The organism is Thermoleptolyngbya sp. PKUAC-SCTB121 (assembly GCF_016919485.1).
In the GTDB taxonomy this organism is placed as follows: domain Bacteria; phylum Cyanobacteriota; class Cyanobacteriia; order Elainellales; family Elainellaceae; genus Thermoleptolyngbya; species Thermoleptolyngbya sichuanensis.
This window is the reverse complement of the sequence record NZ_CP070366.1, coordinates 3,861,684-3,886,449: the sequence shown is the minus strand read 5'-3', so window position 1 is coordinate 3,886,449 and position 24,766 is coordinate 3,861,684. Positions and strand designations below refer to the sequence as shown.

Below are 24,766 nucleotides of genomic sequence, written 5' to 3'. Positions count from 1 at the left end.
TTGCCCCTAAAAATTGCCCCTAAAAATTGCCCTTAAAAATTGCCGTAGTGGGCGATCGCCCCCGTCAGCCGTTCTAGCACCTCCGCCACGGGTAATGCCCCGAGTTCACCGGAGGCGCGGGTGCGGATGCTGAGGGATTGGGTTTCCATCTCCTTGGCTCCGATCACCGCCATCACCGGGATTTTGTCCTTTTCGGCATTGCGGATCATCTTGCCCAGGCGTTCGCCACTGGTGTCGAGTTCGGCGCGGATGGAGCGCGATCGCATCTGCTCCACCACCGACTGGGCAAACGGTACCTGCTCCTCCGTCACGCACATCAGCCGCACTTGAACCGGAGCCAGCCACAGCGGAAAGTCGCCCGCATATTCTTCAATTAAAATCCCAATCAGCCGCTCCAGCGAGCCAAAGGGGGCGCGGTGAATCATCACAGGGCGCTTGCGGGAACCATCTTCGGCGACGTATTCCAAATCAAATCGCTCCGGCAGGTTGTAATCCACCTGCACCGTGCCTAGTTGCCACTCGCGATCGAGCGCATCCTGGAAGATAAAGTCCAGCTTTGGCCCGTAGAACGCCGCTTCGCCAATGCCCAGGAAGTGATCCATACCCAGCGTTTCGACTGCGCGGCGAATCGCGCCCTCGGCCTTGTCCCAGACCTCATCGGAGCCGATGTATTTATCCTGTTCTGGGTCGCGGAAGCTGAGGCGGGCGCGGAAGTTCTTAAGCTGGAGGCTCTTGAACACGTTGAGGATCAGATCCACCACGTTGAGGAATTCCTGATCGAGCTGCTCCGGAGTGACGAACAGGTGCGAATCATCCACCGTGAAGCCGCGCACGCGGGTCAAGCCGCCCAGTTCGCCCGACTGCTCATAGCGATAGACCGTGCCGAATTCTGCCAGCCGCATGGGCAGTTCTCGATAGGAGCGCAGTTGGCTTTTGTAAATCTGGATGTGGAAGGGGCAGTTCATCGGCTTGAGCACAAAGCCCTCTTCGTCCTGACGGGCTTCGTCATCGTCCGCCATCATGGGGAACATGTCTTCTTTGTACTTTTGCCAGTGCCCGGAGGTTTTGAACAGGTCGATGCGGGCGATGTGGGGCGTGACGACGGGCAGGTAGCCGCGCTTGATTTGCTCCTGCTTGAGGAAGTCTTCGAGGAGCGATCGCAGCAGAGTTCCCTTCGGAGTCCACAGGGGCAGCCCCGGCCCCACGATGTCGGTGAAGATGAACAGTCCCAGTTCTTTGCCCAGCTTGCGGTGGTCGCGGCGCAGGGCTTCTTCTTTGCGGCGGTGATATTCCGCGAGTTGTTCTGGCGTTTCCCAGGCGGTGCCGTAGATGCGCTGGAGTTGGGCTTTGGTTTCATCGCCGCGCCAATAGGCTCCGGCCACGCTTTCTAGGGCGATCGCATCTGGATTCAGCTCAGCGGTCGATTCCACATGGGGCCCAGCGCACAAATCCCACCACTGGTCGCCCAGATGATAAATCGTAATCGGTTCCTTCAAATCCGCCAGGATTTCTAGCTTATAGGGTTCGCCCAGTGCTTTGATGCGGCGCTCGGCCTCTTCCCGCGAGACCTCTTCGCGAATCACGGGCAGCTTGCGATTGATGATTTTGGTCATCTCTTTTTTGATGGCCTTCAGATCCTTTTCGGTAAAGGGTTCTGGGCTATCAAAGTCGTAGTAAAAGCCGTTCTCGATCCAGGGCCCAATGGTGACTTGGGCTTTGGGAAAGAGCTTCTGCACGGCCATCGCCATCACATGGGAAGTCGTGTGCCGAATCTTCTTGAGCGTTTCCGATTCGCTGGTGCGCGGCAGATAAATCTTTTGGGCGGATTCGTCTTCGGGTTGTGCAGAAGGAACGGCGTTCGACATGGATTGGCTGACGGTTTGAGTAAAAAAGCAGGAATGGAATGAACGCTTTCTATCTTACACGCGAGGCTGGCCGACCGAGGTTCTGCCGCAGTTCTGAGGCTGGGCGGAATCGGGGCGATCGCCTCCCTTGCTGCTTTCGAGATCAGCTTCCCAAGCCATCGCGACTTCCAAACCCGTCGCTACCCGCCACCGCCAGCATCGAGGGTCTGCCCCAAATAGCCATAGATGCCCAGCAATATCAGCAGAAACACCCCGTAGCCCAGGATCGTGCTGCGGAGAGGCGGCCCAATCGGTTGCCGCGCCGCGACCCAGCCCAGCCAGCCGAGCCACAGGGCAACTGGCACACTGACCCAGAGAAAAATTTGACCCAGCAGCTTTTTGGCGCGATCTAGCTCGGTCAAAAATCCGTCTGGAAAGCCCAATCCCTGCCCATCGAGGTAAATCATCCCCGACAGCGCGAGAACCAGAAACGCACAGAGAAAAGCAGCGACCCGGTTGCTGGCTGAGGACTGTCTCATGAGCGATCGCCCTTTGCATTCATTTGAATGATTTGAATGATTAAACACGCGATAAGCAGAGATGCGTCAAGCAGCGCACTCTACGAATTACTGGAAGATTGGTGCTGCGCGATGTATGCGTTGATGGCATCAACTGCCTCTCGCAGCGTTACGTTTGTCTCTTCTTTGTAGAGCCGAATCGCTTCGACTTTACGTTTGGGATCAAGCGCAATTTGTTTGATTCGCTCGGAAAGCTGAAACGGAGTGTCGATTTCCAAGCGATCGAGAATCAGATCCAGGCAAAGCTCCAGGCGTTTGGTGCGCCGATCGATCCGCTTGACGGTGGAATCCAAATCAAAAAACAGACCGACAACAACGAATGCAAACGCGAAGCTGGTGATTAGCTCTAGGGTGGTCATAGCGCTGGTTTGACTGAGTGACCTTGACTTGTTAAACCCGGAATTTCAGAGTTCGCAAAGATTCCACCGATAGCTACAAAACCATGACTTAATATTCCAAAAACACCATATCGAAACTGTCAGGAATGGGGTGAGCCAATCCGGGCACCGGACGAGACGACGGCTCCTCCTGTTCGCGCAGGGCCTCGACGCGGGTTTCAAGGGTGGCGATCTGGCTGTCCAGCGCCGCGAGGCGATCGCCAATTTGCTGACGGCGTGCGTCTAGCGACTGAAGCTCTTGCTGGAGCCGTTTCTTTTCGACCGATAGTTTATACAAATCCAGAAACGCGGCGGCTTCGGTTTTGGGGCGGGGCATCGTGCTGATTTTAGGGCGAATTGCGCCAGGGGTGGAGCGAGGACGCATAGGAATCACCAAGTGTGAATGGCTTGTGGGGTGTCTTTTGAAAGACTCCTGCTTAGTGTGCCCAGTCTGGTGCGGCGCTATCAGGGAACAGGCACAGCAACAGAGCGATCGCCCCATCTCATCCCTCAACACACCCCAAGAACCCTCCCTCTTCCCTCTTCCCTCTTCGTTCTTCGTTCTTCCCTCTTCGTTCTTCGTTCTTCGTTCTTCCCTCTTCGTTCTTCCCTCCTCCCCCCTGAGAACTGTAAACCTCCAAGTCCCAAAGCTTTACATTGGGTAAACATTTGCAGCATCGTGCTTGGGGCTACAGTTTGCCCGCACCGCCTGCCAAAGAATTGGTAGATCAGTAGATCAGAACTTGTGACTAAAGGCTGTTCTGGGCTGTTTTCGAGACTGGTTTTTGAGTTTGTTTTTCGAGACGTTGGAACGCAGCGGGCGATCGCCTGTTCAGGCATAAACCATCAACCCTTGCGTCCCGCTGACAGAGCGTATGGCTGACAATCAGGAATTCATGAAACCAAGAATTATCGTTTGTGGTCTGGGTCGAGCGGGGTACAAGATCTTTTGCCTGCTAAAGCAGCAGGGTGCGGCAGTGGTGGGGATCAACAGTCGCCCGCTGGCTCAGGCAGAGCAGGGCGGGGCAGACATCATCGTGGGCGACATGCGATCGGCGGCAATTCTGCTAGAAGCAGGTGTGCAAGAGGCCCATACGCTGGTGCTGGCCAGCAGCGACGACGCGCAAAATCTGGCCGTGCTGACGCAGGCGCGAGTGCTAAATCCTCGCATTCGCATTATCAACCGCTTGTTTAATACCAGCCTGGGCGATCGCCTCGATCACACGCTGCCCGATCACGTCAGCATGAGCGTGGCGGCGCTGGCGGCTCCGGTGTTTGCCTTTGCCGCGATGGGCAGTCGGGCGATTGGGCAACTGCGCCTGTTTGATCAGGTCTGGCCGATGCGGGAAGAATTTATCGACGAAACCCATCCCTGGCTGGGGCGACCGCTGAGCGAACTCTGGGAAGACCGCTCGCGGATGCTGATCTATTACCTGCCAGAAAATAGCCGCATGGATCTGGTGTCGGGGGTGGTGCATGGGCAACTGCTGCAATGGGGCGATCGCCTGATTGTGGCCACCAAGCCCGAAGCCCAGGTTAGCGGGCGATCGCTCAGCGAAACGCTGCTGGTTTGGGGCAACCACCTGCGCCAGTTTCAGCAGCATGTCCGCCCGACGGTAATGGCGATTCTGCTCCTGCTCGCGGCTATTCTGGGGGCCACCCTGCTCTACACCGAGCATGTCCGCGCAGATTTCATCGATGCCCTCTACTTTTCGGTGGGCATGATTACGGGGGCAGGCGGCAACGAAGGCGTGGCGGAAGGAGCGCAGCCCGAAATTAAGCTGTTCACCGTGTCGATGATGCTGATCGGTACGGGCGTGGTTGGCATCTGCTATGCCCTGCTGAATGACCTGGTGCTGGGGACGCGGCTGCGGCAGCTCTGGCAGTCTGCCCCCATTCCCCGCCGCAATCACTACATCGTCTGCGGGCTGGGCGGCGTGGGTATTCAGACTGTGCGCCAGCTCCACGCCAGCGGTGGCCGCGTGGTGGTAATCGAGAAAGATCCGGGCAATCGCTTTTTGAGCGCCGTGCGATCGCTGCGCGTGCCCGTGATTCTTGGCGATGCCAGTCTGGCCTGCACGCTCCAGGATGCCCATATCGCCTCAGCGCGGGCCCTGATTGCTGTCACTAGCGATGACGTAGCCAATCTGGAAATTGCCCTGACGGCCAAAGGGATTGCGCCGCGCATTTCCGTCATCGTTCGCAATCAAGACCCCCAGTTCGCGCCGTTGGCAGAGCAGGTGTTTGATTTTGAAGCCGTGCTGAGTCCGGCGGATCTGGCGGCTCCCTCTTTTGCCGCCGCCGCGCTGGGCGGACGCATTCTGGGCAACGGTATGGCCGGCGATAGCCTGTGGGTGGCCCTGGCGACGCTGATCACGCCGGGTCATCCCTTCTGCGATCGCCCCCTCAAGGAAGCCGCGATGGATGTCGATTTTGTGCCGCTGTACCTGGAGGCCGAACGCAAAACCACCCACGGCTGGAACCTGCTGGATGTCACGCTGCAAGCCGGGGACGTGCTTTACCTGACCATGCCTGCTACCCATCTGGAACAACTCTGGCGCACAGTGCCCTCGGAGGTAGGGCTGAGGGGAAGAGCGTAGGAAAGCGGGGATGATAGGATGATGGGAGGTTGAGAAGCCCCCTCATCTCTGGTTTATCCCGTCTCTGGTTCATCCTGTCTCTGGTTAAAATGCCTTTCCCCCTCACCGACCCCGCCTGGATCGAAACCCGCGATTTCCTGAAGCAACACGCCCGCGAACTCGATGCCATCCTTGCGCCAAACGAGTTCATGGAGTTCTTTCCGGGCAACTATCACTACAACATCACCTACCTGCTGCCGCCGTCCCACTTTGACTATGTGGTGATACACAAGGGCATGGTGGCGGAAATCGAGCCGCCCTTTGCGCTGGAGGTGCTGCGGACGTTTCAGCCGCTCTTTGCAAACGCCGTGTTTGTGGTGTTTGCCAAACAGCCGCCGGAAAACGCGCCCAAAGCAGCAGGGGTGCATCTCCAGCCCTTGCTGAAGCAGCTTGCGGTGGTGGAGGCGCAGCAGCGGGGCAAGGTAAAGCCGATTCGCTATGGCGTGACGATTACCACCTACAACCGACCGGAGAGCCTGGGGCGATCGCTCCCGCAGATCCGCCAGTTGGGTGCGCCCGTGGTGATTGTGGACGATGCCTCCAGTCCCGAAAACGCCGCCGCCAACCAGCGCATCGCCGACGAACACGGCGTTCCCCTCATCCGCATTCCCGAAAATCGCGGCCTGCCCAACGCCATGAACGTCGGCATCGGCTACTGGCTAGCCGACCCCGCCATCGACTGGATTTCCTACTTCCAGGACGATGTGGACGTGCATCCCGACCTGTTCAAGATTCTGGAGAAAATCCAAGATCCCGTGGAGCGGCCGATTCTGGCGGGGCGTGACGCGCTGGAGCATCCCACCTTTGCCAAAGGCAGCATCGCGGGTTACGAGGTGTTGTTCAAGCGCTCTATGCCAGGGCAACACCTGCACGCCCACCGGGACTATTGGGCCGGGGTCATGCCCATTCCTACGCCGGATCTGGGCGCACCCAAGCCGACGGGCGGCAAGCCGGGCCAGGGCGCAGACGAAGACTGGTGGATTACTGCCTGGTCGCCCCATGCCATTCCCAAGCGGGGCAAGTACCTGATCTGCGTACCCGGACTGGTGCGAAGCTTCCAGATTACGGAGCAGGGGTCTACCTGGGGCAACATCAGCGAGCGGCAGGAAGACGGGCAGCCGATAATAGATGCGGCGCTGAAGGAACTGGCGGTGCCCGCAGTGGCCAAGGCGGATTCAGTGGAACGGGTGGAGCGCGATTCGCGAAGCGATCCCTGCGGGAATCGCCCTCCAGATCCGCCCCTAGCCGAACCCGTCCTCGCCGGCCTGAAAGTTCTCGTTGATGGATATAACCTGCAACTGACCACGGGCACGGGCATCCGCACCTACGCGGTGAACCTGATTCGGGCGCTGACGGTGCTGGGGGCGGATGTGGACGTGCTGCTCAGCCGCAACAGCAACAAAAAAGACCCGATTTTGGACGAGGTGCTGTTCTTTGACGAGCAGGACGTGGGCGGGCGCAAACTGGTAGAAAACCTGATGCTGGTCAAAGACCTGCTGAAATCTTCTGTGCCGTCGCTCTATCGGGCGTGGCGGCGGGAAGCGGTGGGCGAGGTGGTGCTAAAGCAGGGCAAGTTTACCGAAGATTTCATTCAGCTTGCCCGGTCGTACAATTTGCCGAAGTGCTATAGCGTCGCCAATGCGGCGTTTAACCTGTTTGGACGGTCTACTCAGGTGACGATTCCCGAAAAAATCGACCTGTGGCACGCCACGTTTCCTCTGCCCGTCAGCATTCCCGGCGCAAAGAAAGTCACCACGATTCACGACCTGATTCCGCTGCGCCTGCCCTATACGACGCTGGACAACAAGAAGGATTTCTATAACAAGGTGAAGCGATCGCTCAAGGATTCCACCTTGACCATTGCTGTGTCGGAACACACCAAAAAAGATGTGCTGTCTTACTTTGATGCCGACCCCGACAAGATCGTCGTCACCTACCAGTCCGTGAATATCAAGCCGCTAGACGCAACGCCGGAGGAAATCGGCGACTTCCTGAAGCGCTATCGGCTGGGCTATCAGAACTATCTGCTGTTTGTGGGGGCGATCGAACCCAAGAAGAACGTCGGGCGCTTGCTGGAGGCCTATGCCGCGCTGGAAACTGACCTGCCGCTGGTCATCGTCGGCAAAAAGGCCTGGTCCTTTGAGGACGACCTGGGGCGACTGGATTACCTGTTTGACCCCGGCACAAAGCAGGACGTGCGCCTGCTGGAATATGTCCCCGGCGATGCCCTGCGCTATCTGTATCAGGGGGCGTACTGTTTCGTTTTTCCGTCGCTCTACGAAGGCTTTGGGCTGCCGCCGATCGAGGCGATGACGATGGGCTGTCCGGTGGTCACGTCGAGCGCGTCCTGCCTGCGAGAGGTCTGCGGCCCGGCGGCGCTATACGTGAATCCCTACGATGTGGCAGATATTCAGGCCAAGCTGGAGCAAATTTTGGGCGATCGCCCCCTGCGCGACCAGCTTGCCGAAACCGGAAAACAGGTTGCCCAGAACTTTAGCCTGAAGAACTACCTGAATCGACTCAGCGCCGCCTACCTGAGGGCGATCGGCTAAGGCACGTCCTGTTGTGAACGATTCCGGCACAGCGACTTGAAATGACAGGCAAAGGGGCAGGCTAAGGTTTCTTCAAATGACCCGCTCCTCTGCGACTGCCTCCTGGCTACGGATTCGGGATTCGCACCAGCAGCACGGGGCATGGCGCATACACCCGCACATAGTCCGACAGCGACTGCCCCAGCAGCCGATCCAGATCGGGCAATCCCTTGGCGATGGTGGGGCGGCGATCGGGCGAACCGAGCATCAGCAGGTCTACGTTCAGGTCTTCCGCAAGCTGACAGATGCGTTCGCCAGGTTTGCCTTCGGGGGCGACGGTTTTGTAGGAAATGCCGTATTTTTTGGCTTCGGCGATCGCCGGAATGAGCACCGGATCTTCGTCTGGGTTCGCCGCAATTTCACCCGGCTTGAGCTTCATCTCTGGGTTGGTATGCACTAGCACCAGTTGCCCGCCCTTGATGTCGCGCAGGAAGGTAATGGCCAGCTTCAGCGTTTCCTTTGCCGAGTCGGACTTGTCCATTGCTACCATGATGCGGTTGATTTTCTTGACGTAGAGATCATCCCGCACCAGCAGCATTGGCCGCGAAGCTAGCTGAAACACGTACTGGCTGACGGAATTTTCCAGAATCGACTGAATCCGCTTCAGGCCGCGAGATCCCATGATGATCAGGTCGGCATCCACTTCATCCGCCACCTTTAGCACTACGTCCTTGGGTTCGCCCTCCCGCAGCACTGCCGTCACCCGCGCCGAATCGAGCTTCAGATTTTGGATCGCCTGCGACAAAACCCGGCCGCCCTCTTCCCACTTGGCTACCATCTCATCGGAGGTGACCTGCGGTGGGACGACGTGCAGCACAGTCACCGTCGCCGCCTGAACAGTTGGGATTTCCATTAGGCTCTTGAGCATTTCCTCGGTATGCCCAGTGCCAGAATCTGCCAGCAAAATTTTCTCGATCATGCTTGCCTCTTAACAGCTTTTCAGTCAGAACAAGTTAAGTCAGAACGGGTGTTTTAGGGGTGTCTTAAAGAGAATGTTTAGGTCAGTAGACCATTCAAGACCATTCGCAAAACATACATCGGAACGTTCTCCGAATCATTCCGACAATGCCCAATTGAATGAATCAGCGGGCGATCGCCCCAAAGCCCGAATCCCTTGCAATATCCGTATTCCAGCTTAAAATACGGCGGTCTGGGCTGCGGCGGAAATGATGTAAAAATTGACGTGGCAATACCGCCCGCCATGCCGAGCGCCTTATAATTCCACTGCTGAATATTTTGCAGTTTGTGCCCGTGTCAGGCTGCATTCTCTTGGCAAATCGCCCCAATCGCGTTGATAGCATAGAGGAGGCCGCGCCCAGCGCTCGGCCGCTTTCGGAAGACTTTTGATCTGTTTGCAGCCCATCCATGACCGAACTCCCCACCCACGCCATCCAGCCCGCCGTCGCCGCCAGCGATAGCTGGTTCGACTATCCTGTGCGCGTCCAGCCCCACCACACCGACTATGCAGGCGTGGCCTGGCACGGCACCTACATCGCCTGGCTCGAAGAAGCCCGCATCGAGTATCTGCGCTCCATCGGCGTAAACTATGAAGACCTCGTGGCGATCGGCTGCGAACTGCCCGTCGTCGAACTCTCGCTGCGCTATCACCGGGCGATTCAGATGGGCGCAGGGGCGATCGTCCGCACTCGGTTGCAGATGGACGGCGTGCGCCTCAACTGCGACTACCGCATCCAGTCCCCCGATGGCGAAATCCTCTACGCCACAGCCCAGGTTACGCTTGTCGCCGTGGATCGCGAAAAGGGCAAGATCATGCGCGTGCTGCCGCCAGCAGTGAAGAGTGCGCTGATGCGACTGGCGAGTCTGTGATCAAGGGTCAGGATGATAAGTTGCTCAACACAGCAAGGGACAATCCAAAAACGCAACCCCTTCCCTCTTCGTTCTTCCCTCTTCCCTCTTCGTTCTTCCGTCTTTCCCCTCCTCATGTCTGTTATCGTCTTTGGCAGCCTCAATATGGATCTCGTCGCCCGCACGCCGCGTCTGCCCAAACCGGGTGAAACGCTGACGGGGCATAGGTTTGAAACCGTGCCGGGGGGCAAGGGCGCAAATCAGGCGGTGGCGGTGGCGCGGCTGGGTGTGCCAACGGCGATGGTGGGGCGCGTGGGCGGCGACGGTTTTGGACAGGACTTGCTGCGGGGGTTGCAAGAGAGCGGCGTGACGTGCGATCGCATCTTGATTGACTCCAGCACTCACTCTGGCATCGCCATGATCGCTGTTGATGATGCTAGCGAGAACACCATCATTCTGATTCCTGGCGCAAATGGTCGCGTCGATGAAACGGACGTGGCGCGGCTGACGGAGATTTTGCCCCAGGCGAAGGTGCTGCTGCTGCAACTGGAAATTCCCCTGCCGATGGTGGTTGCCGCAGCCAGGGCCGCTAAATCTGCTGGGGTGACGGTGCTATTCGACCCCGCCCCCGCCCGCACGGATCTGCCTGACGAGCTATTTCCGCTGATCGACCTGATTACGCCCAACCAGGTGGAAACGGGCCAGCTTGTGGGGTTCCCGGTGACCGACCTAGAGTCGGCTCAAAAAGCGGCGGCCGTGCTGCACGAGCGGGGGGTGGGCACGGTTATTAGCAAGCTGGGCAAAGCCGGAGCAGTCTGCATGGCGGCGGACGAAACCTTTGAAATTCCCAGCTTTCCGGTGCAGGCTGTGGATACGGTGGCCGCAGGCGACTGCTTTAACGGCGGGCTGGCGGCCGGGCTGGCGGCTGGCCTAACGCTCCGACAGGCGACGACTCAGGCGGCGGCGGCGGCGGCGATCTCGGTGACGCGACCCGGCGCACAGCCCTCCCTGCCCACCCGCGAAGAGTTACGCGCCTTTTTGCAGGCGCGATCGGTCTCGCTGCCCGGTTTCTGAGGGGCGAGGTTTTTCAGCGCCCGACTGATAGCAGCGCTACAGCAGCCTGTGCAAAACGTCTTAATCTGGGCATAGGCGTTTGCTGCGGGGGGCAAATTCTGGGCTGCGTTCCTCGCAGTTTCTGAACCTAGAAACCTACCCCCTCCTGCCCCTTGCCCTTCGATTCCCGACCTTTCTATCCTATGACCACTGCCTACGCCACGCCTTCTAGCGATGCGACGCTTCATGCCATTCGGGGCGCGTTTCTGGATTTTCTGGATGATCCATATTACGTGCCGGAGCCAGAAAGCGTCCGCTACATCCACGATGGGCTGATGGTCTTGGAGAACGGCTGCATCAAGGCGCTGGGCGACTATGCCACGGTGCGGGCGGAGTATCCCCATGTGCCCGTGACCCATCAGCGCGATCGCCTCTTGGTTCCAGGATTCATCGATACCCATGTGCATTACCCCCAGACGGAGATGATCGGGGCCTACGGCGAGCAACTGCTGGAGTGGCTGAACAAATACACGTTTCCAACGGAGGCAAAGTTCAAAGACAAGAATTATGCCCGTCAGATGGCGGCCTTTTTCTTAGAGGAACTGGTAAAAAACGGCACGACGACGGCTGTGGTGCTGGCAGCGGTGTTTCCAGAGTCCGTGGATGCCTTTTTTGAAGAGGCGCAGCAGCGCAACCTGCGGATGGTAGCGGGCAAGGTGATGATGGATCGCCATGCGCCGGAGTATCTGACGGATACAGCCGAGAGCGCATATACAGACAGTCGGGCCCTGATTGAGCGCTGGCACAAGTGCGATCGCCTCCTCTATGCTATTACGCCGCGCTTCGCCATCACCTCTACGCCAGAGCAACTGCGGGCGGCGGGCAAGCTGCTGGAGGAGTTTCCTGATGTCTACCTACACACGCACCTGTCAGAAAATCTTAAAGAAGTAGCGTTTACTCTAGAGCTATTTCCAGAGTGTACCGATTACCTGAATGTGTATGAATCCTTTGGGCTAGTGCGCGATCGCTCGATTTTCGCCCACGGCATCCAGCTCAGCGATTCCGAATTTGAGCGGCTGTCGCGGTCGGGCGCAACGATCGCCTTTTGCCCCACGTCGAACCTGTTTCTGGGCAGCGGACTCTTCAACTTGAAAAAGGCCAAATCGCCCGAAGCGCCTGTGCAGGTGGGGCTGGCGACCGATGTGGGCGGCGGTACGAGCCTCTCGATGCTGCGGACGGCCAGCGAAGCCTATAAAGTGACCCAACTGCGGGGCGATCGCCTGTCTGCGTTCCAGACGTTTTACATGATGACGCTGGGGGGAGCGCGATCGCTGTTGCTAGACGACAAAATCGGCAACTTCCAGGTGGGCAAAGAAGCTGATTTGGTGGCGCTAGATCTGCAATCCACACCGCTCCTGGCGAAGCGAAACCCCGTCGCCGTGCCCGCTGATTTTCAGGAGATGGCGGATTCAGTCTTTGCCACAATGATCCTGGCAGACGAGCGGGCGATCGCCGCGACCTATATTGCCGGACAGCTTGCCTACGAGCGAGATGCAAAACCGTAAAGCTTTGCAACGGTTTTCGTCGCATTCGGGCAAAAATGCCTGTTGGTTACATAAAATACACCGACTGTCTGGTAACGGTGTTATTCCTAGTGTCAACTTAATACCCAACTAATACCCAACTAGTCCCCAATCTAATATTCAACTTAAAACGCAAACGTAGTAAACGCCTGGTTCAACGCCTGGGCGATCGCCCACAATCCACCTCTCCAACCCCAACCCAAAGCTCCAAAAAAAAGCGGAGCTACATGCATAGCCCCGCGTCCCACTAGTTGAAAAAGCCAGCAATTTCTGATGAAATTTGAAAACCGCTTGCTTTGATTTTCTCTAAGCTGTCTCAATTCATGCGCTTGCAGCTTTACAGGTTCTGATTCAAACTGCCCTGAGCATCCTTGCGATCGGGCTAGCAGGCTTTAGCTACTGATCTAGCTATTCGCTGATCTAGCTATTCGCCGCTTACGTTGATTGAACAGCGCCCGACACCTGAACGTTACAGGAGCTTTAGAGATGCGGATGAACGATTCAAACCACTTGCGCTAGCTGAGAACCGAAGCGAGACTACCGACTTGAAGCGAGTGAAAGCTCATCGGACTCATCTTCCGACAGCCGCAAACTGGGGAACAGGAAATGGTTTTCCTCAACATACTGTGCCCCAAAAAGCCCCTTTTCTGCCCAGAAATAGCGATCGGTAGTATGTTCGTTTCGCTTAACGAGCAGTAAGGCCGGTGGCGCAATGCCCTCAGCCTGAATGAACTTTCTAGCAGCCGTGACGGGTTTATCTTCGCCACTTTCAATACTGTACTGAGGCACCAACTCCAGGATTCTACGCCCCTCTAGGCGGCGACGACTCTTACGCTTACGTCTCCTTGCCAACCTCCTGACCTCCTCTCTCTCTAGGAATAGATGTAACTGTAGTTACAAAAAACTAAACCGTCGCCAGTATAGTGTCCTGGTCTCAAAATTTCAACTTCTTTTAACCTACCGACATAAAATCTTAGGGATGTCGGCTTAGAAGCCTCGATATTTCGCAGGATTGCTTAATTTATCTGCGGCGAGGCTTAATATTTCGTTATACTCTGCCACCCGTCCAAGGCACTATAAACTTGCCGAAGCCCTGCTCAGGCCTGGCTGTTTGTCATCTGTCTGATGGTACAGGTGCTTGGCACAGTCCCTGAGCAGATGCCTCCTTAAGATCCATCTAGAAGATCCAGCCAGATCCAGCCTTCTTGATCCAACGTGTCAGCAAAGCCACTTGAGCGCATCCCAGTTCTGCAAGTTTGCCCTCATCCCCCAACCCCTTCTTCCAACAAGGGAGAAGGAAAGCCGGATTGGAAGTCCCTCTCTGGAGTTGTATGACTACCCTTGACAAAATTCCGTGACAGGGATTTGGGGTGAGGGTTATAACAGTGGGATCACCGAGCCAATTTGTTGATCGTGTGCTTGCATGTAAGTCAATTGGCAAGGCACTCCTAGAGCCTGCTCTACCCCGTTTTTAATCCGTCTGACGCTCATATCGCTTCTATAATGAGTGGCTAATGGGGATCGAGCATCTGCAATCCCTTTTGAAACTGCATATCGCATTTCCTTGAGGGGTAAGGTACACACCACCCTAGAAAAGTTAGAGTTATGTGCCCCTCTCAGAGGGTGTTTGAAAAGGTATCGCCTGTAATGTTAAGCACTCAGAGATCCCCCCTAGCCCCCCTTGTTAAGGGGGGAAACCGCCTTAAAGTCCCCCTTTTTAAGGAGATTTAGGCGGATCTTGCACGCTTTGCTACAAACAGTAGGACTTTTCAAACATCCTCTCAGCTTCAGAAATGCTGTAATAGCTTGCAACATGTTGATGCCAGCCAGCCCTGAGTTTGTTTTGCTTTGTCAGTCGCAGATTGCGGCCCTGACTCAGGGGCTTGGGGCTGCTTTGAGCGTGGTGTATTTAACAGATGACCCGGCAGCGGGCGGCGACGCTGATCTAACGCCCGTCGCTGCCTATCCCGAAGAAGCCGTGGATTGGAGCCAGGAACAGATTCTGCGGCTGTTATCGGGCGGGCCGTCTAGCACCCCCTTACCCCCCCAACGGCTGTTGGCGGATGCAGAGCGATCGCCCGCCTCCCCTCCTAACTCTGCCTCAACGCCGCAGCAATCGGAGCGCCCGTCAGGAACACCAAACCCTGCCTTTCAGCGTGCTGCCGGCCCTGCTGCCGAACCAGGGCTATACTCCCAGAAAATTGTCCTGCCGCTCGTCTATGAAGGCATGATGATGGGACTGTTGGTGACGGCGTGTTCGGATTGCCTCTGGGGAGAACAGGAGCAGAGCCAGGTCGAGCATATTGCCCAAACGCTGGCGATCGCCCGCTTGCTCGATCAGCGATCGCAGTGGGCTGAGTTTGAGCTACACCAGCGCCAGGTGTTGCAAAGCCAGCAGCGCGACCAGATGGATGACCTGCTGCACCAGTTTCGCAATCCGCTGACGGCAGTTCGCACCTTTGGCAAACTGCTGCTGCGTCGCGTCCAGCCGGAAGACGAAAACCGCACCGTGGCAGAGGGCATCGTGCGTGAGAGCGATCGCCTGCAAGATCTGCTGCGCCAGTTTGATACTGTCATCGATCTCGACCCTGCTTCTCTGCCCGAAGCCAGTCCCGTATCGCCATCCCGTGATGCAGAGGTTCATTCTGGCAGAGCGCCCCTAGCGTTGCCATCCCAGGCAGCCCCCACTCCGTCAGAACCCCGCTCCGTGACCGGGCAAGTGCAGCTCGAAGCGCTGAATTTGGCGGCAGTGGTCGCGCCGCTGGTCAATTCTGCTAAGGTGATCGCCCAGGAGCGGGGTCTGACGCTGCACACTGACTTGCCGCCCGACTTGCCGCCCGTGTGGGGCGATCGCCGCGCCCTGCAAGAAGTTCTGAATAACCTGCTAGACAATGCGCTGAAATACACGCCATCGGGCGGCACGGTGCGATTGGTTGGCGGCATCGAGCGCCAGTCGGAGAGGGGGAACAGACAGCAGGCGATCGCCATTCTCGACACCGGCCCCGGCATTCCCAAAGCCGACTTTGAGCATCTGTTTGAACGACACTTTCGCGGCGTGCAGTCCCAGGGCGAGATTCCTGGAACGGGGCTAGGATTGGCGATCGCCCGCGATCTCATGTCTCAAATGCAGGGCGAAATCCAGGTCTTTAGCCCAGCCGACGAGAGTGGATTAATCGAACCCAGCACTTCACCCGGCACTGCCTTTTTGGTTTGGCTTCCAATCCACGTCGCCAGCCAGGATTAAGCTTTCCAATGAGTTCCTTAAGCTATCAATATTTCCTGACGAAATTGCGACGTTTGTGTCGCACAACAACTTGTCTTTCCATGCGGTTACGTATATCCTGCTACCAAATGGAATGTTGTTGCTCTAAAGCAATCTGTTTTCCGCCTTATCGGGGTTGACACTAAGCGCAATCTTGACTTTGCGCGATTCCGTTTAAATTCACAGATTAAGTGTCTAGATCTCTAGCCACATTCTTTTGAGGAGCTTGTGTAAATATGTCCCTTCCTGTTCCCCTTACAAAGCGGCTAATCGCCGAATTTATCGGCACTTTCTGGCTGGTGCTGGGCGGTTGCGGCAGCGCCGTGCTGGCAGCAAACTTTCCCTATGGTGACGGCGGCAACGCCCTCGGCTTGGGCTTTCTGGGTGTTTCCCTGGCCTTCGGTCTAACGGTGTTCACCCTGGCCTATGGCTTCGGCCACATTTCTGGCGCACACTTCAACCCCGCCGTGTCCTTTGGTCTGTGGGCGGGCAAGCGCTTCTCTGGTGCAGACCTGCTGCCCTACATCATTTCTCAAGTGCTGGGTGCAATTCTAGCTGGCGGCGTGATTTACCTAATCGCCCAAGACCGTCCCGGCTTTGGGCTCTCCGGTTCCAACCCGCTCGCAACGAATGGCTGGGGTGTGCATTCCCCCGGTGGCTATGGCTTCTGGTCGGCTCTATTAATCGAAGTTGTGCTGACCTTTGTGTTCCTGCTGGTCATCCTGGGTTCCACCGATCGCCGCGCCCCCAAAGGCTTTGCCCCCGCTGCCATCGGTCTGGCGCTAACGCTGATTCACCTGATCAGCATCCCCGTCACGAATACCTCGGTCAACCCTGCTCGAAGCACGGGTGTTGCCCTGTTTGCGGGTCTATCTCACGTTTCCCAACTGTGGCTTTTCTGGCTGGCTCCCATCGGTGGTGCTGTTCTGGCTGGATGGCTCTACTACAGCGTGTTTGAGCCTTCTGTCACAACGGAAGAGTACGCGCGCGAGCGGGAAGTCGTGTAGGAAATGGGAACTGCTGAAGCAGGCTAACCCCTGCTGACGACTCTTAAACACCTTCAAGACAAATGCCTGGGGCCTGGCTCCGGGCATTTTACGTTTGAAAGTCTTGGCTCACGTCTTGGCTCACATTGATTCTCAATTTTGGTCAGACTTACGCATTTGCGATAGGTTTTCTGGGTTTTGGACGATTTCTCGCGGGCTGCGCCCACGAGAAATCGCCCAACTGCGTAAGTCCTATTTGGATTTGCGATTTTGGATTTGCGATTTTGGATAGTCGAGCGTCTGCAGAGCTTCCAGCGATTTCAGGTGTCGCACTACTTAGAAGTTAGAAGATTAGAAGAATTGATATTACAGACCGTGGTGTTTGTCCACAGGCTGTGTCAGCGGGTTTTGACAGCTCGAACCAGAGGAGTAGCCACGTATCCGCCAGTCCTTTACTCTTAAAGAAATCTTGCGAAGAAACCTCGTAACCCCAGAAACTGCCCATGAACCTTCTGTTTGCCTCTGTCCAATCAGCCAACCAATTTGTCTGGATTCAGGCAATTGGTCGGCTGCTCTGCCAGATTGCCTACGGACTGATCAGCTTTTATATCCCAATCCTGTTTGTGAATCACATTAGCCTGTCGGCGGCTTCTGTGGGTTTTGCAGTGGGACTGAGTGCCGTCAGCGAGGTCAGCGGTCACTTCATCGGCGGCACGCTGGCAGATTTGTCTGGCTGGGGACGCAAGCGGGTGCTGGTTTTGGCGGCGGCCCTGGGGATTGGGGTATCGCTGATGCTGAGCGTGGCCACGACCTTGCCGCTGCTGATTGTGGCGAGCTTGGTGCTGGGCATTAGTTTGGGGTTTTATTGGACGGCTTCTAATGCAGCGGTTATGGATGCTGCGCCGCCAGAAGAGCGTCATCACGCCTTTGCGCTGATGGGCGTTTCGGAATATGTCGGCGTGGGGGCTGGGGTGTTTGGCGGCAGCCTTCTGCTGGGCGTGATTCAGGACATGCCGCAGACCATTTTTCTAGGCTGCGCGGCGATTTTCCTAGCTTATCTGCTGCTAATGCAGTTCACCATGCAGCCAGGACAACAGCCCCAGGCAAAACCGGGCGCGGCAGAACAGGGCATTCTGGTTGCGTTAAAAGATAAGCTGCTGCTGGTGTTTATGGCGGCGAATGTGTTTTTTACAACCTATGTGGCGCTGGTTACCAGCACTATTCCGCTCTACTTCACGAATTTTGTGGCAGGGGCTGACCCTACACCAGGGGTGTCGGTGTCGAGTACGGCCAATCTATTTACCTGGTGCTATATCGGCGTGGGGGCGGTGTTGCAACTGCCGCTGGCGCAACTGCTCACGCCCTATCCCAGGGTGCGGGTGCTGATGGCGGCGATGCTGCTGTGGGGGGCGGGGTTTTCGCTGCTGTGGGCGACGGGTTCCTTTGTGGAGGGTCAGTTTATCTGGGGAGTGGTGGCGCTGTGTCTATTGTCGATTGGCTCAGTGGCTTACAAGCCGTTCTTTTCAGCGATTGTGTCTGATCTGGCTCCCGATACGCTACGAGGGGCGTATATGGCCGTTAGCTCTCAGTGCTGGACGATTGGGTATTTTATTGGGCCGGTGCTGGGCGGCTGGGCAATGGATCAATCAGCATCGGTGGCTCATGTGTTTTGGCTCGTTGTGGGGGCGAGTTCGCTGCTGTGTGTGGGAATTTTGTGGGTTTTTGAGGCAATGAATCCGGCGATCGCCCATTCCACAGTCACCCCCTCAGCGCTCTCGTCCAAGCCCGAATCCTAATCACAGAATTTTTCAGAATTGGTTGCAGAACGGGTTCAACCCTAGTAGGACTTCTTGCTGTACTGCTTGGGCGGCTTGGGCGCGATTACGTTCACGACTTTATAGAGGTGTTGATCGACTGTGGGAGGGGCGTGAAGGGCGATCGCCCCTGCCTCACCATCCTCAGCCTCCACAGTTCCTAATCCAGACAGCGCATCCACCGCTGGAACCTGGGTCAGGTCTTGAAATTCCTCTGCATAGCCCCAATAGGCCATCAGCAAGGCTTCCGAATTATCAACAGACTTCAGCAGCATGACTGATCGCGGGGCAGGATACATTTTGGTGACGGCTGGCAGCGCTTGCTCTACCTCAGACAGCACCTCTGGCAAATCCTCTGTGTCTGCTACGGAGACCTCGCCCAGTTGCACCAGCGCCCCCTGCCCGCGAATCACAGGCACCATGCCGCTGGGAATCTGCATATCCGCGAGTTCAAACACTTCTGTCTTGGCAGGCGTTACCGCAATAGGAGGTTGACCGCCTTTGGAAGACTCTTTCTGATACTCCTTCTGGTACTTGGTATAGTCTTCTACGGGCTGGGACATAAACGCTTCATAGCTAGCGGCATCCGTCCACTGAGTCAGGGCAACCACGCGAGAACCGTCCTCGCTCTGCAACACCGATAGCCCCTTAAAACCTTCTGCACCCTTGAAGAACGCCTTGCTGGACTTGAGTACGGTAGAAACGGCGTTGATCTGGGTGTCAGGTGTGGTTTCGTAAACCGACAGGACGCTAACCGCCTCTGGCTCTGTGTCAAACAGAAGCACCTGGGGCGCTTTGTCGGCATAGGCGGCGATCGCCCCACCAAACCCGAACCACAGCACCAGCCCTATCGCCAATACACCCCGAACCCAACCCCCTCCCCACAATCGACGGATTAGATCGAACAAAACACCTTGCATTACGACGCTATGCATCACGCCTCCCAAAACATCTATTCGCTTGCGCCATCAAGCTCAGTATCGTAGCCGCAGGTTTTGGCGATCTTTTGTATTGCGAGATACCCGGCTGTAGGCAGGGTTCTATCTCCCAACCGCATCCGATGAGCGTCCAACCGTGGCTTTGTAGGAAGGAGGCAAGCTTTCGTATCTGAAGCTACAGCGTCTAGGCGATCGCTCGATTACAGTTATAGCCGTGGGCTGTATACAGTATTTTGTATGCAATTCTCTCGCGCCTTGATGACAAGTATCATCGGTAAGCCTTTGCCTGCATGGCGCTTTCTTCAAGAGGTAGCGGGATACGTCGTGCAAGCTTCTGTGTACAGGTCTTGGGGAACAGTCCTGACAGCAGTTTTTGTTGGACAAAGGTCTGATTGCCCCAATTTTTTTAAGGTTCTATGCTGCCCTGTCAAAAGCCGGTTTTCGACTCCGTTTTCGACTCCATCTGTCTACACCTATCTCAGGTGATTTACAGATGAATTTCGTATCTTTTGAGACAAATAAAATTCTGATTGATTGCGAATCTTTGATGCAAACCCTTGTTTTATAAATTTCTGTTCTAGCTTTTATTTCAGGAGATGTGGAAGGGGAATGACACAAGCAGATCATGATTTAACGCTGGAGGAAGCCTCCGCATCGGGCGAGCCAATTATCAAATCGGAATTGCTCTATGGACTAAACGACAAGCCTCCGGTTGGGGAGTCCCTATTTGTGGCACTTCAGCATGTGCTGGCATCATTCGTCGGAATCATTACGCCACCGCTGATTATTGCAGGCGCTTTGGGGTTAGATCCCGTCAATACAAGCTACCTCGTGAGCATGTCGCTCTTTGCGTCCGGTCTTTGCACCTTTATTCAGTGCCGCAGAATCGGCCCCGTCGGCTCTGGACTGCTCAGCTTGCAGGGAACGAGTTTTGCCTTCTTGGGCCCCATCATCGGCGCGGGCACAGGCGCAATTCAGGGCGGAAGCACCCCAGAGCAAGCGCTGGCGCTTGTTTTTGGCGTGTGCTTTTTTGGCTCTGCGGTGGAAATTATCCTGAGCCGTTTTCTGCACTTGCTCAGCAAGATCATTACCCCGGTGGTTTCGGGCACAGTAGTGATGATTATTGGTCTAGGGCTGATCCGAACTGGGATTGTGAGCTTGGCGGGTGGTGCTGCGGCCCAGAGAGCAGCGGACGGCAGTTTTGGAAGCTGGCAAAATCTAGCGCTCGGTGGACTGGTGATGGCGATCGTGGTTATTCTCACCGTCTCTAGGAATCGGTTCCTGAGAATGGGGGCGATCGCCATTGGTTTGCTGGTGGGCTACATCATCGCTGCTTTCATGGGTCTGGTCAATTTCAGCGCCCTGAGCAATCTGTCATTCTTCAGCCTGCCCATTCCGTTCCGCTATGGGATGCGCTTTGACCTGGGGACGTTCCTGCCCTTTATTTTGCTGTACGTTTTGACGGCAATTGAAACCGTGGGCGACTTGACTGCGACTTCGGCCGTATCTGGCGAACCCGTGAAGGGGCCGCTCTATGTTCGCCGGATCAAGGGCGGCGTTTTGGGAGATGGGGTCAACTCGGCGATCGCCGCTTTGCTAAACACCTTCCCCAACACCACCTTCAGCCAAAACAACGGCGTGATTCAGATGACAGGTGTGGGCAGCCGCTATGTGGGCTTCTTTGTCGCTGGTATCTTCGCTATCCTGGGTCTGCTGCCCATCGTAGGGGGCGTGTTCCAGGCCATTCCTCAGCCTGTGCTGGGCGGTGCAACGCTGATTATGTTTGGCTCAATCGCCGTTGCAGGCTTGAACATCGTATCTTCTGCAAATCTGGATCGTCGGTCGATGATCATTGTTGCCGTTTCTCTGGCGCTGGGCTTGGGTGTGCTGTATGCCCCAGAGATTTTTGATGGCAAGCCGCCTCTTTTCAGAAATCTCTTTGGTTCCAGCATTTCCACAGGCGGCTTGACGGCAATCCTGCTAAGCTGGTTGCTGCCTCGCAAGGATGATGCAGAGGAAATTTCGCAGGGCTTCGTTGAAGAATCATAGGCTTGATGCTCTATTTTGATTCGAGTTTGATTTGAGTAGGCGAAGCAGTTTAGCCCTCGCAAAAGTGTTTCTAGAGAAGGCATGGTTGTCGTGAAGTAAGCGCGCGCCATGCCTTCTTTTTCAAGCAGATTGCGAATTGATTGAAAAGCCTCGAAAGAGGTCTTTTCTAAGGATTCTTAGAGGGTGTTTGAGGAGGTACTGCCTGTAATATTAAGCACTCAGAGATTCCCCCTAGCCCCACTTAACAAGGGGGGAAACTGCCTTAAAGTCTCCCTTTTTAAAGGAGAATTTAGGGGGATCTTGCACGCTTTGCTACAAACAGTAAGACTTTTCAAACCAGAAGTGTTGAATCTTGATGGTAAAACTTTACAAAAAGCACTCTCAAGAGGCGGATTATTGAGAATGGAAGCAATAAGTAGGTCATTACAGGCAGAATTATAGATCTTTTGTACTGGATTCAGCTATGAACTTGCCCTGCTAACATTGCGTTCAACACTTCTGTTTTCAAACATCCTCTTAAATCCATCCCTGACTCTGAAAGGTTCTTTCAGCAAGTGTCTTGAACAACATTGGGATTGGGCTTTTCGTCAATTACTTTTGTCGATGCCTTGATCTGAAATCACGACGCAATTTAACGTTTCGGATTTGGATTAGTAAACCGGAATATTCTTTTGCAAATGTGACTCGGAATACAAATTCGAGATTCGGCTGAGATTAGCCTATATGAAATGTTTCTGGCTTGCTTGAAAGTTATATCTCTAAGTCTTCATGTCTCGATTTCTATTGGGTGTGGATATTTAGAAAAAATGCATTGCAAGGATACATGAAATGCTTTAAGTCCAACAGAAATGCATTAAGACGTACTTAATTTCTAGCAAGCTATCAGACCGTTCTCGACCGTTCATCGTGGTGCTTGAGGAGCTTTTGAAATGAGATTTGAGGTGTTTAGACCTCTGCTAGCGGCGTTGGTCGTGGCGGGGGCATTTGGAATGGATCACCGGGCGATCGCCAGCCCAGTTGCACCCTCCGAAGCTGAGACGCAGCCCGCTCTGGATACCCCAGTTGCCGGTGCAGCCGTCGATTCCAGCCTGCCTATGCCAGACCTGGGAAGGGTAAGGTTGGCCGACGCAAATTTGGACGCAACTTTGGATGCAAGTTTGGACACAGCTTTGTCTGAGCCGTCTCCAGTCGCCGATCTGGAGTCCGCCCCTGCAACGACTGACCTACTCGAAGTTTCACCAGAGCTATCTCCAGAGGTAGAGCCGCTGGAGGCTCCTTCGACGCTGCCCCCCGAAATGGACGGCGCATCCAGTGCCGCAGACCTGTCGGCCTCAGAGATCACCAGCGAGGCGATCGCCATCCCAGTAGACATGCTACTGAGCGGTACACTGCCAGTGGATGTCAGCCCTGCGATGGCGCAGGTCACCTCAGTTCAGCAGTTTTCCGATGTACAGCCGAGCGACTGGGCCTACGAAGCCCTGGCCTACTTGGCAAACTCTGAGGCAGAAGGTGGACTAGATTGCTTGGAAGGCTACCCTGACGGCACGTTTCGAGGCGGCCGCGCCATGACTCGTTATGAATTTGCTGCGGGTCTGGCCTCTTGCCTGGATGCGGTCGTGGGCCGGCTCGACTCCCTCGACCCAGAAGCCCTGGCACGAATCGAAGCCCTCCAGCGAGAGTTTGCCGCAGAATTGGCTGTGCTGCGGGGTCGGGTAGACGCGCTGGAGGAAGCCGTTGCCGCACTCGAAGCCAACCAGTTTTCAACCACCACCGTTCTGCGCGGCAATGCCTGGATGAACCTGACCCAGGCATTCCCCGATGGCCGCATTTTGACAGAGCGCAACCCCTTCGCGCCCAACGCCTTTGCGCCGCCCATTCGAGATGCCAACGGTCGCCCCAGCCGCGTTTTCCGCGACCAGCCCCAACTCACCTTCAGCTACTACGTCAACCTGAACCTGAATACTTCCTTCACAGGACGCGATTCACTCGTCACGCAGCTTGCGGTTGGAAACGGCAACTCGCCTGCCAATGAGCTGGTGTCGTCTGGCTTTTTCAATAGCTGGGGGGTTCCTTTTACCGACCAAGGCGCTGGTACACCCAACAACGTCGTCGTGCGGGAACTGTTCTACTCATTCCCCATTGGCGACGCAGTACAGGTGGATATCGGCCCCCGCCTCAACTACTATCGCTATTTTGATGGCAACCGCTTTACCTTCTTCCAGACAGGTGCTTCTAGTTTCAACTCTTCGGGCAGCACCCTGCTGAGCGCCATCGACCGGGGCAGCGGCATTGTCATTCGGTGGAAAATTATTGACCCACTGCAACTCACTGTGGGCTATCTGGCCGAAAACGCTGAGTTCTTGAACCCTGCCCTTGGGTTCAATACGTCCAGTAATCCTGGTGATGGCCTGTTCAACAGCAGCAACATTATCACGGCTCAGCTTGCTTTCTCCCCATCCCGAAACTTCAACCTGCGTTTGCTCTATGCCCGCTCTAGCCTGAAGCCTTATAACGGCTTTATTGGCGGGGCCGTGGGTGAGCCAGTGCCCTACGGCTATATCGACGATGGCTTTGGTGGATTTTTGAATGATTCTGGCGCAGACACGCTGATGGCCAATTTTGACTGGCAGATTGCCGACTGGATTGGCTTGTTTGCCCGCTACTCTTGGGGACGGGTGGATGTGAACCCGGTCGCCCGCGAGGAAGGCCGACAGGTGCGGGTACAGTCCTTCCAGGTCGGTCTGGGCTTCCCTGATTTGTTCAAGCGGGGTGCGCTGGGCGTGATTTCGTTCCTGATTCCCCATGACTATTTGGCGGGTGAGCAGTTTTTGCTGTCGGGCGGCGGCGATGGGGGCACCCAGGCAGAGCTTGAGGTGTCTTATCGCTATCCTGTGAGCGACAACATCTCTCTGGTTCCGGCCTTTTATGCCATCTGGAACGCCAATAACTTCGACAGCAACCCGACTGTGTATGTCGGCAACCTGCGATTCCAGTTCTCGTTCTAGCGGTTTTCTAATTTCTTCCGTGAGTTTTTTCATGCACTGATGGACTGACCGCTTCGCTATTAGTTCGCTATTAGAGCGCTGTGGCAGGACAGTTCTACGAATCGGGTCTTTCCGAGCTTCCTGAAGTGGAAGCTTGTGGAGGTCCGTTTTTCTGTCCTCGGAGCGTCGCCATAAAGCCGTCTGCTAGGATAGGCTGCAAAATGTGAGGCTGTGAAGCGCAGACTCGCTATGATTTGAGCCG

Annotated in this window: 17 protein-coding genes; 10 read left to right on the top strand and 7 right to left on the bottom strand. The window is 55.9% G+C overall.

Features of this window, described 5'->3' with window-relative positions:
• Positions 1-32 precede the first annotated feature (32 nt).
• The 4 genes from thrS to JTM80_RS15935 all read right to left on the bottom strand — a co-directional run bounded on the left by thrS (position 33) and on the right by JTM80_RS15935 (position 3,184).
• A complete protein-coding gene (thrS, locus tag JTM80_RS15950) occupies positions 33-1,865 on the bottom strand; it encodes a threonine--tRNA ligase (RefSeq protein WP_172354329.1) in 1,833 nt (610 codons plus the stop codon).
• 179 nt (positions 1,866-2,044) lie between these two features.
• Positions 2,045-2,383 (bottom strand): hypothetical protein, encoded by a 339-nt coding sequence (locus JTM80_RS15945; protein WP_205369787.1) that lies wholly within the window; start codon positions 2,381-2,383, stop codon positions 2,045-2,047.
• 80 nt (positions 2,384-2,463) lie between these two features.
• Positions 2,464-2,781: a hypothetical protein gene (locus tag JTM80_RS15940; protein ID WP_172354331.1), complete on the bottom strand. Its 318-nt coding sequence runs from the start codon at positions 2,779-2,781 to the stop codon at positions 2,464-2,466.
• An 88-nt stretch (positions 2,782-2,869) separates the two neighbouring features.
• A complete protein-coding gene (locus JTM80_RS15935; RefSeq protein ID WP_172354332.1) occupies positions 2,870-3,184 on the bottom strand; it encodes a hypothetical protein in 315 nt (104 codons plus the stop codon).
• Between the two features lie 511 nt (positions 3,185-3,695).
• Between JTM80_RS15935 and JTM80_RS15930 the strand changes: the two genes are divergently transcribed.
• The gene (locus JTM80_RS15930) at positions 3,696-5,399 is read left to right on the top strand and encodes a TrkA family potassium uptake protein (RefSeq protein WP_172354333.1); all 1,704 of its coding nucleotides are present in this window, start codon (positions 3,696-3,698) and stop codon (positions 5,397-5,399) included.
• An 89-nt stretch (positions 5,400-5,488) separates the two neighbouring features.
• Positions 5,489-7,990 carry a glycosyltransferase gene (locus JTM80_RS15925; RefSeq protein ID WP_205369786.1) on the top strand — a complete coding sequence of 834 codons (2,502 nt, stop codon included), beginning with the start codon at positions 5,489-5,491 and terminating at the stop codon, positions 7,988-7,990.
• Positions 7,991-8,096: 106 nt separating this feature from the next.
• On the opposite strand, the gene JTM80_RS15920 is transcribed toward JTM80_RS15925, so the two are convergent.
• A complete protein-coding gene (locus JTM80_RS15920; RefSeq protein WP_172354335.1) occupies positions 8,097-8,948 on the bottom strand; it encodes a universal stress protein in 852 nt (283 codons plus the stop codon).
• 446 nt (positions 8,949-9,394) lie between these two features.
• On the opposite strand from JTM80_RS15920, the gene JTM80_RS15915 reads away from it, so the two are divergent.
• From JTM80_RS15915 to guaD, 3 genes are all read left to right on the top strand, one after another.
• Complete coding sequence (locus JTM80_RS15915; RefSeq protein ID WP_172354336.1) at positions 9,395-9,856, top strand: thioesterase family protein; 462 nt, start codon at positions 9,395-9,397, stop codon at positions 9,854-9,856.
• Positions 9,857-9,970: 114 nt separating this feature from the next.
• Positions 9,971-10,909 carry a ribokinase gene (gene rbsK, locus JTM80_RS15910; protein ID WP_172354337.1) on the top strand — a complete coding sequence of 313 codons (939 nt, stop codon included), beginning with the start codon at positions 9,971-9,973 and terminating at the stop codon, positions 10,907-10,909.
• Positions 10,910-11,091: 182 nt separating this feature from the next.
• Positions 11,092-12,453: a guanine deaminase gene (gene guaD, locus JTM80_RS15905; protein WP_205369785.1), complete on the top strand. Its 1,362-nt coding sequence runs from the start codon at positions 11,092-11,094 to the stop codon at positions 12,451-12,453.
• Positions 12,454-13,008: 555 nt separating this feature from the next.
• Here the strand turns inward: guaD and JTM80_RS15900 are convergent.
• On the bottom strand, positions 13,009-13,323 hold the full coding sequence (locus JTM80_RS15900; protein ID WP_068512609.1) for a DUF3155 domain-containing protein: 315 nt from the start codon (positions 13,321-13,323) through the stop codon (positions 13,009-13,011).
• 967 nt (positions 13,324-14,290) lie between these two features.
• Between JTM80_RS15900 and JTM80_RS15895 the strand changes: the two genes are divergently transcribed.
• The 3 genes from JTM80_RS15895 to JTM80_RS15885 all read left to right on the top strand — a co-directional run bounded on the left by JTM80_RS15895 (position 14,291) and on the right by JTM80_RS15885 (position 18,515).
• Positions 14,291-15,715: a sensor histidine kinase KdpD gene (locus JTM80_RS15895; RefSeq protein ID WP_205369784.1), complete on the top strand. Its 1,425-nt coding sequence runs from the start codon at positions 14,291-14,293 to the stop codon at positions 15,713-15,715.
• A gap of 254 nt (positions 15,716-15,969) precedes the next feature.
• Positions 15,970-16,740: an aquaporin Z gene (gene aqpZ, locus JTM80_RS15890; protein ID WP_172354340.1), complete on the top strand. Its 771-nt coding sequence runs from the start codon at positions 15,970-15,972 to the stop codon at positions 16,738-16,740.
• 482 nt (positions 16,741-17,222) lie between these two features.
• Positions 17,223-18,515, top strand: a complete 1,293-nt coding sequence (locus JTM80_RS15885) for an MFS transporter (protein WP_205369782.1) — start codon at positions 17,223-17,225, stop codon at positions 18,513-18,515.
• Between the two features lie 41 nt (positions 18,516-18,556).
• Here JTM80_RS15885 and JTM80_RS15880 read toward each other — a convergent pair whose 3' ends face one another.
• Entirely contained in the window at positions 18,557-19,453 is an 897-nt protein-coding gene (locus JTM80_RS15880) for an antibiotic biosynthesis monooxygenase (RefSeq protein ID WP_172354342.1), read from the bottom strand.
• 627 nt (positions 19,454-20,080) lie between these two features.
• Here JTM80_RS15880 and JTM80_RS15875 point away from each other — a divergent pair.
• Together JTM80_RS15875 and JTM80_RS15870 are read left to right on the top strand one after the other, a co-directional pair.
• A complete protein-coding gene (locus tag JTM80_RS15875; RefSeq protein WP_205369780.1) occupies positions 20,081-21,520 on the top strand; it encodes a uracil-xanthine permease family protein in 1,440 nt (479 codons plus the stop codon).
• Between the two features lie 941 nt (positions 21,521-22,461).
• Positions 22,462-24,525 (top strand): iron uptake porin, encoded by a 2,064-nt coding sequence (locus JTM80_RS15870; RefSeq protein WP_225906656.1) that lies wholly within the window; start codon positions 22,462-22,464, stop codon positions 24,523-24,525.
• Positions 24,526-24,766 lie beyond the last annotated feature (241 nt).

What these genes read in the sequence shown, in the direction of transcription:
- JTM80_RS15880 (WP_172354342.1), bottom strand. Translation starts at nt 19,453, where the DNA reads ATGCAAGGTGTTTTGTTCGATCTAATCCGTCGATTGTGGGGAGGGGGT.
- aqpZ (WP_172354340.1), top strand. Translation starts at nt 15,970, where the DNA reads ATGTCCCTTCCTGTTCCCCTTACAAAGCGGCTAATCGCCGAATTTATC.
- JTM80_RS15885 (WP_205369782.1), top strand. Translation starts at nt 17,223, where the DNA reads ATGAACCTTCTGTTTGCCTCTGTCCAATCAGCCAACCAATTTGTCTGG.
- JTM80_RS15875 (WP_205369780.1), top strand. Translation starts at nt 20,081, where the DNA reads ATGACACAAGCAGATCATGATTTAACGCTGGAGGAAGCCTCCGCATCG.
- guaD (WP_205369785.1), top strand. Translation starts at nt 11,092, where the DNA reads ATGACCACTGCCTACGCCACGCCTTCTAGCGATGCGACGCTTCATGCC.
- JTM80_RS15940 (WP_172354331.1), bottom strand. Translation starts at nt 2,781, where the DNA reads ATGACCACCCTAGAGCTAATCACCAGCTTCGCGTTTGCATTCGTTGTT.
- JTM80_RS15930 (WP_172354333.1), top strand. Translation starts at nt 3,696, where the DNA reads ATGAAACCAAGAATTATCGTTTGTGGTCTGGGTCGAGCGGGGTACAAG.
- JTM80_RS15915 (WP_172354336.1), top strand. Translation starts at nt 9,395, where the DNA reads ATGACCGAACTCCCCACCCACGCCATCCAGCCCGCCGTCGCCGCCAGC.
- thrS (WP_172354329.1), bottom strand. Translation starts at nt 1,865, where the DNA reads ATGTCGAACGCCGTTCCTTCTGCACAACCCGAAGACGAATCCGCCCAA.
- JTM80_RS15935 (WP_172354332.1), bottom strand. Translation starts at nt 3,184, where the DNA reads ATGCGTCCTCGCTCCACCCCTGGCGCAATTCGCCCTAAAATCAGCACG.
- rbsK (WP_172354337.1), top strand. Translation starts at nt 9,971, where the DNA reads ATGTCTGTTATCGTCTTTGGCAGCCTCAATATGGATCTCGTCGCCCGC.
- JTM80_RS15925 (WP_205369786.1), top strand. Translation starts at nt 5,489, where the DNA reads ATGCCTTTCCCCCTCACCGACCCCGCCTGGATCGAAACCCGCGATTTC.
- JTM80_RS15920 (WP_172354335.1), bottom strand. Translation starts at nt 8,948, where the DNA reads ATGATCGAGAAAATTTTGCTGGCAGATTCTGGCACTGGGCATACCGAG.
- JTM80_RS15945 (WP_205369787.1), bottom strand. Translation starts at nt 2,383, where the DNA reads ATGAGACAGTCCTCAGCCAGCAACCGGGTCGCTGCTTTTCTCTGTGCG.
- JTM80_RS15895 (WP_205369784.1), top strand. Translation starts at nt 14,291, where the DNA reads ATGCCAGCCAGCCCTGAGTTTGTTTTGCTTTGTCAGTCGCAGATTGCG.